Genomic DNA, 11,597 nt, shown 5'->3' with positions numbered 1-11,597 from the left:
TATCTGCCATTACGAAAATCGATAAGAATAAAAAGAACTGGTGGAATTGGGGCAAAAAGATGAATCTGAAAATGGAAATTGACTATGTCATTAAAATGCCAATGACCAACAATGTAGATCTTAGAAATAAGTTTGGTGCTATTAACTTAGACAAGCTAAAAGGATCCTCTAAAATTCGTTGTGACCACGGAAAGATTACTACCAAAGAATTGTTATCTAGCAATAACGATATCAATTTTAATCATACACGTGATAACTATTTCGATTACATAAATTCAGCCGAAATCCATGCAACTCATAGCGGACTTACTATCGCAAAAGTTGAAAACCTCAAATTAAGAGCAGGTCATACTAAATCAGTGGTTGAAGTTGCCGAAAACATCGATTATAGATGTTCACATGGTTCTCTAAAAGTAGATAATGTAAATACTATTGAAGGCAATAGTGAACATTTAACTACAAGAATTGGTAATCTATTTCAAAAAGCAAGATTAGATACAAGTCATGGTTCCTTAAAAATATCAAAAGTAGCATCTAAAGCTAATAATATTGCTATCAAATCTGAATTTACAGGTGTTTCCATTGGTTATGATGCAGCCTTTAATTTTAATTTCGATCTTGATTTCGAATTTGGCTCACTAAGAGATGCTGAAGGATTTAATTTTATCAATAAAGAAATAAATCGCCATGACAAACGCTATAAAGGCTATTATGGAACTAAAGATTCTGGCAATAACGTAAAAATAAGTTCAGAGCACGGAAGCGTAAGCTTTAAACGACAATAAAAATCACAATCACAAAACGAACATAAATAAACCAAACAATTAAAACGATGAAATTTTTAAAATCAATTACTGTACTAGCGTTCTTATTGTGCGTATCTACATCCTATGCGCAATGGAAGAAAAAGAAAGGTGATGGCAACATTACAACAATAACCAGAACTACAGGAGATTACGATGGGCTTAAAGCTGGTGGGCCAATGGACTTTAAGCTTGTAGAAGGTAAAGAAGGTAACATAACCATTAAGGGAGATGCCAATCTTATGGAGTATATTATTACTGAGGTTAAAGATGGTAAACTTGTGGTTAAGGCAAAAAAAGGGGTTAATTTAAAACCTAGTAAAACTATTGTAGTTACCGTACCTTATGAGTCTATTAACTACATAGCACTTGCCGGTTCGGGAGATATTGACAACTCAGGTACTATAAAAGCCGATGACCTTGAAGTAGCACTCGCAGGTTCGGGAGATATTAACCTAAGGGTGGATTCTAATTCTGTAGAAAGTAAAATTGCAGGTTCTGGAGATATCGAATTAAGCGGCTCTACAGAAAACCTAATGACTAGTATTGCTGGTTCTGGTGATTTTGAAGGTAAAAGCCTCAATAGTGTAAATGTAACAGTAAAAATCTCTGGCTCTGGAGAAGCCGATGTGGTTTGTAATGGAAATTTAAAAGTAAGAATATCTGGCTCTGGCGATGTGAATTATTCTGGAAATCCGACAAATAAGGATACAAAAGTTTCTGGTTCTGGAAGCGTAAGTAACTAGACCACAAAGCCAATCAAAAAAATGAAAGGACAAGCAGTTTAGCTTGTCCTTTTTTATTCTTTCATTAATGCCCTATTAACAAAATTCTAAATAGGAAACTCTTCAAATATTTCGTTAATCATTCTGGTCATTAAGGTTTGGTCAGAAATATGGGCTTTGAAATCCTCGGCTATACCAACCCAAACCAGTTCCTTAGTAGCTTTACTAAACACTTGTACAATTAAAGTTCCTTTTTTATAAGGTTTATTATAAAGCGCATCTTCACTATTACTAAAATAGCGCTTATAATCCGAAGAACTTACGGAAGCATAATTTGGGCTATTCCCTGCAGAACTACCGCCTTGCGTTGGTGTTTCGTAATTATTTTTCTGGTTTTGCAAATTACTTTTTATCTCGTTAGATGTGCTCAACAAGACCAATAAATCTGGATTATTAGTATCTACCGAAAGTCCTTTCCCCACCATTTTATCATTCATTGTGGCAATGAGAGACTCCTCAATAGATGCATCTGTCTCAGCATTAAATTCATCCATACTAAATGATGTATTTGGCAAATACGCAAAGGTCTTAAAGTTCGTGAAATCGTCTTTTGTATATGTCTTGGATTTAATATTAGAGGCACAACTCATTAAAATCAGCAGTCCTAAAAAAGGAAAAAGTTTTGAGATTGTTTTCATAGCTTGTTAGTTATTAAGAGTTTTAATTAATTTGTTTACAAAGTTTTAATGCTGTTAAAGTATACTAAAACTTTAAGGTTATATATGTGAAAAATACACTCACCTCTAAAGATAATACTTAATTGATTATCAAGATTGTAGAAAACTGTTATTTTTATGTTAATCTGAGATAAGGCAGCTAAAAGATGGTTCCTGCAATTGGCAGTCTTTAAAAAGAAAAAGATTGATTAGAAAAGATTTCCCCTTTATTTATTTTAAATATTGAATTAATAAATCATACAGGGAACTCTTTAAAAATTTCATTAATCATTCTATTCATTAAGGTTTGATCAGAAATGTGAGCCTTAAAATCTTCTGCAATACCAACCCATGCTAATTCTTTAGTGGCTGTACTAAACACCTGAACAATTAAAGTTCCTTTTTTGTAAGGCTTATTAAATAACACTTCTTCACTGTTATTGTAATAGCGCTTATATGCAGAAGAAATTTCAGTAATATAATTTGGCCCACCTGGTGATATGATATGACCACTTGATGGTGACTGTACATAACTAGTATTTGTATTCTCTAAATTAGTTTTAATCTCTTTAGATGTACTTAGCAACACCAATAAATCTGGATTATTAGTGTCTACAGAAAAACCTTTTTCGACCATTTTATGATTCATTGTGGCAATTAAGGATTCCTCAATAGACGTATCTGCCTCAGCATTAAATTCACCTATATTAAATGATGTATTTGGTAAATAAGCAAAAGTCTTAAAGTTTGTGAAATCGTCTTTGATGTATGTTTTCGATTTGATACTAGAAGCACAGCCTATAAAAATGAGCAGTCCTAAAAATAGAAAGAATTTAGGGATAGTATTCATAACTTATGTTTACTATAAAAATACTACATAATTGATTTTCAGAAGTGTAGAATACTATTATTGTTATGTTAATAGATTTTTATATCCGTATAGAAGAATCAATTATTTTAAGCCTTTTTAAGATTCTTCTTTGGGCACTCTGTATAACAAAATAATACCTGCCAAGAAGAATAAGAACAAAAACAAAATAGAATTGCGCATGCTCCCCGTAATCTGATCTATAAAACCATAAATGAGCATTCCGATAACAATACCGATTTTCTCAGCTACATCATAAAAACTAAAATATGAGGTAGTATCTTCCGTCTCAGGTAAAAACTTAGAATAGGTAGAACGTGCTAATGACTGGATCCCTCCCATAACCAGACCAACTAAGGAAGCCGCAATGTAAAACTGTATTGGTGTTTCCATAAAATAAGAATAGAAACACAGCACCATCCAAATGAAATTCACAAAAATTAGCGTCTTTATATTTCCGAATTTTGAAGAAGCTTTAGAGGTTAGAATTGCACCTACAACAGCCACAACTTGAATGACTAATATACTTACTATTAACCCTGTAGTTTTAGCATCATCACTTCCCCAAGCAATTTCTTCCTCTCCAAAGTAAACCGCAACTAGCATAATAGTTTGTACGGCCATACTGAAAACAAAAAAGGCATATAAATAGCGTTTTAGCTTTAGATTTTCTTTGAGTTGACCCCATACACCTTTCAATTCCTTAAACCCATTAAAAATAATCGATTTGGTGACTTTATGGCCTGATGAAACACCTTTAGGCAGTACATAGAATGTGTATTGGCTAAATAAAGCCCACCATATACCTACCGTTACAAAAGAATAGCGCATCATTTGCATTTTATCCGCTCCATTCTCTTGGCTCATCACCATGGCAAGATTAACAATTAATAGAATTACGCTTCCTATATACCCCATGGCGAACCCTTTTGCGCTAACACTATCTTGTTGCTCCTCATAAGCTATATCTGGCAAATAGGAGTTATAAAATACTAGGCTTCCCCAATAGCCAATAAGCCCCATAAAATAGAACAACATACTAAGGTGTATTCTGTCGAGACTAAACCAATATAGACCAATGCAGCCTGCTGCACCCACGTAACAGAAAAACTTCATAAAATTCTTCTTGTTGCCAACATAATCCGCAATACCAGATAATATTGGCGAAATAACCGCTACCACCAAAAAAGTAAAGGCTGTTACGAATGTAATCAGTGCAGTACTTTTAAACTCGTAGCCAAAAGCTACAACGCGTTTGATTTCTGAAACGAATAATGCCGAATAAAAAATTGGGAATATAGATGATGCTATTGTTAATGTATAAACGGAATTTGCCCAGTCGTAGAATGCCCAAGCATTAAGAAGTTTTTTACTCCCTTTTTGTAGTTGACCCATAATTAAAATAAAAAAGGCTGCCCTTATTGAGCAGCTCCTAAAATAGGTATTTATTATTTAACTTAATATTAATTTATTGGTCGGTACGATGTAACACCAAACTTCTTGGCCTCAGCTTTAGCTTTTGGTGCTAATTCCAACAAATTAGCAATTCTTGAATCATTGCTTGGGTGTGTACTCAAAAATACTGGTGGTGCTTGTCCACCACTATTGGCCTTCATACGTTTCCATAATTCTGCTGCTTCATCTGGATTATAACCAGCAATAGCCATCAAGTACAAACCTATCTTATCAGCTTCATTTTCGTGTTTTCTACTATATGCAAGTATCCCGAGGTTTGTCCCTACGCCATAAGCTTGCATCCATGCTTGCTGTGCTTGACCAGACTGGCCACTTGTTCCAATAGCTACACCAGCAGCTCCAATTTGTTGAAGTAAACCTTTACTCATTCGCTGTTGACCATGATTTGCGAGTGCATGCGCTACTTCGTGTCCCATAATAGCCGCAATGCCTGTTTCATTTTGCGCAATTGGCAGGATTCCTGTATAAAAGGCAATCTTGCCACCTGGCATACACCATGCATTCACCTGATCTGATTCAATTAGTTTATATTCCCATTTGTAATCCTCCAAGTAGCCTTGAAAATTATTGGCATTAAGCCAACGCTCTGCTGCCACAGCAATACGTTGACCCACTCGGGTAATCATTTCTGAATCTTTAGTTCCTGTAATTACTTTGCTCTCGCTTAGAACTTGATTGTATTGCGAAAATGAAGAAGGAAATAATTGATCATTAGATACAAGTGCTATTGTCTTTTGACCAGTAAATGGATTTGTGGCGCAAGAAATGGCAATAACTACTATTCCTACAAATGCTAGTGCTTTTTTTAAATTGATAGCCATTGAATAATATAATTAGTTTATTAAAAGTACGAAAATCTATTCGTAATTATAGGACACTAAAATTAAAATAAGGTCACTATGACTCCATTATTTTACTTGATATGCAACTCAGAGAAATTCTTATCTACAATTAAAGTATTAATATTGCCTTCCTTGCAATTAAAATGATCTATTATTTTATTATCAATTTCAACTTCGGAAATCTCAAAAGGTAATCCATGAATTCTAACCCTAAAAGTATCGAATGTTGATGTATATCTACCTTCTTTAAATTGACTGATAATTAATTCGTTTGGTCTTCCAGTAAGCGCAAAATTTCTTAAGCTATAACGTCCTTTTTTGTAATCAAACCCATCATTAGCATCGCTAAATAATTCGCTTTCTTCTTTGCCTTCTTTATAATATACTTCTAAAGTAATCTCCTTTATTGTCTTTTCTCCGACATACTGTTGAATCGGATATTTCGGAATTATGGCGCCTTCCTTAACAAAAATAGGCATACTATCTATATCGGCTTCTACCCACATTTCCTTTCCTCCTTTAACGACTTCATCATTCCAGTAGTTATACCAATTGCCTCTAGGCACATACATTCTTCTCCCTTTAGCATTTGGCTCTAAAACAGGACATACTAATATCTGCTCACCAAAAATAAATTCGTCTGTTCTATAATGCGTTTGCACATCGTCTTGATCATACAACACCATGGACTTTAATAATGGTGTGCCATGATCGGCATAATTCCAAAACGCTGTATATAAATATGGTAATAGTTGATATCTAATTTCTATAAATTTCCTTACAATATCTGTGACATCTTCATCAAATGTCCAAGGCTCTTGATCACCATGATCGCCAGAGGAATGCACTCTAAAAAATGGATGGAAAATCCCGAGCTGTATCCATCGTGCAAATAATTCCCCTTGTGGCTGTTCTGCAAATCCGCCTATATCGCTTCCTGCAAAACCAAAACCAGACATAGACAAACGTTGGGCTTGGATATTAGCAATCCACAAATGTTCCCATGTGGCCACGTTATCTCCAGTCCATGTAGATGTATAGCGTTGGGTACCCGAATAAGCCGCTCTAGTGATTACAAATGGTCGTTTAGGGTAAGAATACTTTTTTAAACCTTGATAAGTTGCCCTAGCCATCTGCATACCATAAATATTATGCGCTTTTCTATGACTGCAAGGGTTTCCTTCATAATCGTGGCGCACATCATCGGGAAAAGTCTTATTCGGAACTTCCATTACAGCAGGTTCATTCATATCGTTCCAAACTCCTTTAATACCGATTTCTTCAATCAACTCTTTAAATAAGCCTGACCACCAATCTCTTACTTCGGGATTAGTAAAATCTGGAAAATAGCATTCCCCAGGCCAAACTTTCCCTTTCATGTATGCACCATCAGCACGTTTACAGAAATAATCGTTTTCCAAGCCCTCTTTAAAGACAGAATAGTTCTTATCAATTTTTATACCTGGATCTATAATTGCCACCGTCTTAAAGCCTTCATCTTTTAGCTCTTTTACCATACGCTTGGGGTCAGGGAAGTACTCTTTATTCCAAGTAAAACAACGGAAACCATCCATGTAGTCGATATCCAAATAAATAGCATCACACGGTATTTTTAACGCTCTAAAAGTTGAAGTAATCTCCTTAACTTTGCTTTCTGGATAATAGCTCCACTTGCATTGATGAAATCCTAAAGCCCACATAGGCGGTAAATGATGTGGTTTACCAGTTAAGTCCGTATAGCTCTCAACAACATCGGTCATTTCTGGTCCATAAAAGAAATAATAGTTCATTTCGCCACCTTGAGCCCAAAAACTTGTCACATTTCTACGCTCATGAGCAAAATCAAAAGAGGTCTTAAATGAATTATCAAAAAAGATTCCATAGGCTTTCCCATGATGCAAACCAGTGTAAAAAGGAATCGCTTTGTAGATTGGGTCTGTATCCTTACCATAAGCATATGAATCCATTACCCAATTGTCGTACCTCCTACCCTTAAGATTGAGGTGATTGGGTTTATCGCCTAGTCCATAATAGCTCTCGCCATCGTTAGACACCTTACTCATTTTTACAATATTGCCACCAAATTGATAACTCTCCTCCCAGTGAAACCCTATTTCATCTTGATTGATTAAGATATTATCCTTAGCGTCATAAATGGAAATTCTTAAACTTTCCTTAGAGATTTCACATCGCAACTTAGAAGTCGTTACAATGTACAAATCATCTTTTTCCTCTATTTCAAGTTTATTATAGCCAATACTTGCATATTTGGTAATGGCATAAGAAAAATCTTTATCAAAATTACCAACTGTAGTGTATCTAAAACGAAGTAAGCTATCTCTTAAAACCGTTAATTGAAGAATAACGTCATTACTTGTTGTAAAATATAGCTTATCAACATCTTTTTCAAAGCCAATAATTTTTGAAGGAAACTGATTTCCTTTGTGTTCTAATTCAGTATTTACAATCATAGTATCATGAAAAAATCACGTAAAAGAACGGAAAAAATGGAACTTAAGAAAGTGTATAGAGACCTATTTATACAGAATTGTCAACTACAACGATTTCGTTAAATTATTTAGTAGAAGATGTAATTAAATTAGAGTTAAGCTAAGAACTTTATTTTGAATACTTAAATACAACCATTCCCAATGGTGGGATATTTATCTCAACGGAATTATCCCTGAACTGCCAAGGCTCTGCTTTTGAAGTTTGCATCTTATTTTTATACTGCCCTGAGCCAAAATATTTTTTTAAATCGCTATTAAATACTTCTTTAAGCTTTCCTTTTCTAGGAACTCCCATTTTATAGTTCTCACGAGGGACAGGTGTCATATTACAAGCTACAATCAAATCATTTTCTGCATCATTCCCTTTACGGATATATACTAATACCGAATTCCCAGCATCGTTATAATCAATCCATTCGAAGCCTTCTGCTGAGAATTGCTTTTCATATAGCGCAGGTTCTTTTCTATACAATGCATTAAGGTCCTTTATCAATGTCTGTACACCTTTATGCGGATTATACTGCAATAAATGCCAGTCTAAACTCTCTTGAAAGTTCCATTCTTCACTCTGGCCAAATTCTGAACCCTGAAATAATAGATTAGTTCCAGGATGCGTAAACATGTATGAATAAAGTAATCTTAAATTGGCAAATCGTTGCCACTCGTCGCCTGGCATTCTTCCTAAAATAGATTGCTTACCGTAAACAACCTCATCGTGACTTAAGGGTAGCATAAAGTTTTCGGTAAACGCATAGGTCATGCTGAACGTTAAATCGTTTTGATGGTGTCTTCTGTATACAGGTTCTTTAGCAAAATATTGTAAGATATCGTGCATCCAACCCATCATCCATTTCATGCCAAATCCAAGTCCTCCTAAATAAGTTGGTTTAGAAACCATTGGAAAAGATGTCGATTCTTCAGCTATTGTCTGCACATCTGGAAATGTACTATAAACAGCCTCATTCATTTCTCGCATAAATGAAATAGCTTCCAAATTCTCACGTCCACCAAATATATTAGGTTCCCATTCGCCGTCTTCCCTACTATAATCTAAAAACAACATTGATGCTACGGCGTCTACCCTAAGTCCATCAGCATGATATTGATCTAGCCAAAATATAGCATTACTGATTAAGAATGATTTTACTTCATTACGGCCGTAATTAAATATTAAACTTTTCCAATCGGGATGGTAACCCTTTCGTCTATCAGGATGCTCATATAAGGCTGAACCGTCGAAAAACCCTAATCCGTGAGCGTCTTCAGGAAAGTGTGATGGCACCCAATCTAAAATAATCCCAATATCATTTTGGTGTAATTTGTCCACTAATAATTTGAACTCTTCAGGATATCCAAATCGCGAAGTTGGTGCATAATAGCCAGTGAGTTGATAGCCCCAAGATGGGTCGTAAGGATATTCCATAACTGGCATTAGCTCCACATGCGTAAAATTCATTTCCTTTACATAAGACACCAAATCATCCGCAAGTTCACTGTAGGACAAAAATCTATTTTCCTCAACTTGTTTTTTCCACGATCCTAGATGAACTTCGTAAACAGAAAACGGAGCATTAATGGCATTGTGCTCTTTACGATTTTGCATCCACTTCTTATCCTTCCAGTTATAGCTATCTTCCCAAACTATAGATGCAGTACTTGGTGGATGTTCACATCTTCTAGCATAAGGATCTGCTTTTTCGGTCTTTATATCATTATGATGACTATGAATTTTATACTTGTAATGACTGCCCTTGCCGACCCCAGGTATAAAGCCTTCCCAAATACCACTCTCATCCCATCTCACCATTAATTTATGATCGCCTTCTAACCAATAGTTAAAATCACCAACCACAGAAACAGACTTAGCGCTTGGCGCCCAAACCGCAAAGTAGGTGCCTTCAACACCATTGACTGTTGTAATGTGAGAACCAAATTTTTCGTATAAGCGATAATGCTTTCCCGACTTAAATAAATCAATATCAAAATCCGTAAATAAACTGTGTGCAATAACTTCTGCCATAAATCTAGTGGTTGATAATATTTGAAATTCCTTTTAATGGAATTACTGCCCATCTTGGGCGAGAGTTAAGCTCATAACCTAACTCGTATACTGCTTTTTCCAGCATAGCATATTTCAACAAAAACACACGTTCTTGTTGATAGCCAATGTTGATATTGGCATCTTGAATTCTAACTACATATGTACCTAAAAATAAGCCAATAAAATATTGATAAAGTATTTCGCCGGCAGTAAAGAGTTGTTCTTGTTCACAAACGTATTTATCTACATTGTTGAATATGGTTGCGTAAATAGCATAGTGAAATGACCGGAATAAACCAGCCACATCCTTTAATGGTGGTTGTTTTACTTTTCTATCCCTAATGGTACTTTCTGGTTCTCCCTCGAAATCAAGAATATAAAAGTCGTCATCTTTAACAAGTATTTGACCAAGATGATAGTCACCATGTACCCTAAGACGTTCACCTTTGAGTTTCGTCCAGTCGAAATCTACGAAACGCTTTCTAATTTCATTTTTCCGTTCTAAAAATTCCTGTGCCAAATCCAATGCCAAACCATCTAGCTTGTGAAGATTGTTCTCAACGGAATTGAGACGATTTTGGAATTGATAGAGCAATCTATTTTTCAACCAAACCGTGTAGTCACCATTAAAGCGTGTTGGCGTGAATGCCGTATCCTCAAATTCAGAACCAAGAGCAATATGCATCTCAGCTGTTCGCTGTGCCAGTTTTTGGATTTTATTGAACACATTAAGACCCGCCCAATCTATAATTTGTGGTGGTATATCCCTTATACTCAATCTTAAAAACTGTTCGGTTCTGGGCAACTTCTCTATATCTATTTTTTTATACTCAAGATTAGAGAACACCTTATGCAATTCTTTCAACATGTACTCCCAAGCATCACCATCGTTAGGTACCATCTCTTGCATCAAACCAATAGTTATGTTGACATTTTCATGGTCCTTAATCTGAACACTTCCTAAATATGCAGGTGTGTTTTTGAAGTCCTTTGTCTCAGATAGGAAACGACTCATTTCATAATCCGGATTACGATCTGCATAAATCCTTCTGAAAAACTTTAATACGTATTTTTCGTTATATACAATGGACGTGTTACTTTGCTCCATTCCCATAAAACGAGACGATTCGTAATGACAGTCCTTAAAAATAGTGCTTTTGTGGTATTGTACGCGCGTATTGTCTTTTGGCACTGCTGTTAGGATGCGCTCAAAAACCACTTTTCGGAATGCTTCCAAATTAATAGCGTCAATAATGTAACCTTCCTGATTTTGAATACTAATGGGTAGAATCCTATCGTCTTTCGCAAAACTCTCATCCGATACAAAGGCAATTGGTATAAAGTAATGTTGATAAAAAGCCTCTTGGAAGTTGACCTCTAAGATTAAGCCATAATAGACTTCTTCGTTTTGTTGTATTCTAAAATATTCTGACAATTCAACGTATTTGAGCTTACTGGACTTTCCACCATACCAGCGCTGCTTTACGATATACGCTTCTAAAACATCGGATAAAAAAGTCTTTACAAAATCCTTATTTTCCATCAATTCTTCCCAACGTACATCAAAATTGTACGGTGTTTTAAGATTGACTGTTTCGGATTTTTTCTTTGACATT

9 protein-coding genes are annotated in these 11,597 nt (G+C 35.3%); 2 read left to right on the top strand and 7 right to left on the bottom strand.

The genetic code is table 11. The features are described 5' to 3' along the window. Together Q0992_RS15865 and Q0992_RS15860 are read left to right on the top strand one after the other, a co-directional pair. The coding region (locus Q0992_RS15865; protein WP_299526712.1) for a hypothetical protein at positions 1–785 on the top strand (785 nt) is incomplete at its 5' end. Positions 786–832: 47 nt separating this feature from the next. Then, the gene (locus Q0992_RS15860; RefSeq protein ID WP_299526709.1) at positions 833–1,549 is read left to right on the top strand and encodes a head GIN domain-containing protein; all 717 of its coding nucleotides are present in this window, start codon (positions 833–835) and stop codon (positions 1,547–1,549) included. A gap of 86 nt (positions 1,550–1,635) precedes the next feature. Here Q0992_RS15860 and Q0992_RS15855 read toward each other — a convergent pair whose 3' ends face one another. The 7 genes from Q0992_RS15855 to Q0992_RS15825 form a co-directional block, all read right to left on the bottom strand. Beyond that, complete coding sequence (locus Q0992_RS15855; protein WP_299526706.1) at positions 1,636–2,226, bottom strand: DUF4136 domain-containing protein; 591 nt, start codon at positions 2,224–2,226, stop codon at positions 1,636–1,638. A gap of 274 nt (positions 2,227–2,500) precedes the next feature. Further along, positions 2,501–3,094: a DUF4136 domain-containing protein gene (locus tag Q0992_RS15850; protein ID WP_299526703.1), complete on the bottom strand. Its 594-nt coding sequence runs from the start codon at positions 3,092–3,094 to the stop codon at positions 2,501–2,503. Positions 3,095–3,211: 117 nt separating this feature from the next. Beyond that, positions 3,212–4,507 (bottom strand): MFS transporter, encoded by a 1,296-nt coding sequence (locus Q0992_RS15845; RefSeq protein WP_299526700.1) that lies wholly within the window; start codon positions 4,505–4,507, stop codon positions 3,212–3,214. Between the two features lie 68 nt (positions 4,508–4,575). Then, the gene (locus Q0992_RS15840) at positions 4,576–5,409 is read right to left on the bottom strand and encodes a M48 family metallopeptidase (RefSeq protein ID WP_299526697.1); all 834 of its coding nucleotides are present in this window, start codon (positions 5,407–5,409) and stop codon (positions 4,576–4,578) included. A 92-nt stretch (positions 5,410–5,501) separates the two neighbouring features. After that, entirely contained in the window at positions 5,502–7,901 is a 2,400-nt protein-coding gene (locus Q0992_RS15835) for a glycoside hydrolase family 31 protein (RefSeq protein ID WP_299526694.1), read from the bottom strand. A 148-nt stretch (positions 7,902–8,049) separates the two neighbouring features. After that, a complete protein-coding gene (gene glgB, locus Q0992_RS15830) occupies positions 8,050–9,960 on the bottom strand; it encodes a 1,4-alpha-glucan branching protein GlgB (protein ID WP_299526692.1) in 1,911 nt (636 codons plus the stop codon). 4 nt (positions 9,961–9,964) lie between these two features. Next, entirely contained in the window at positions 9,965–11,596 is a 1,632-nt protein-coding gene (locus Q0992_RS15825; RefSeq protein ID WP_299526689.1) for a trehalose synthase, read from the bottom strand. Position 11,597 lies beyond the last annotated feature (1 nt).

The sequence above is a fragment of the Winogradskyella sp. genome, from assembly GCF_028289625.1.
Classification (GTDB): Bacteria; Bacteroidota; Bacteroidia; order Flavobacteriales; family Flavobacteriaceae; genus Winogradskyella.
Note: the sequence above shows the minus strand (reverse complement) of the source record. Positions and strands in the feature narration are given on the sequence as shown.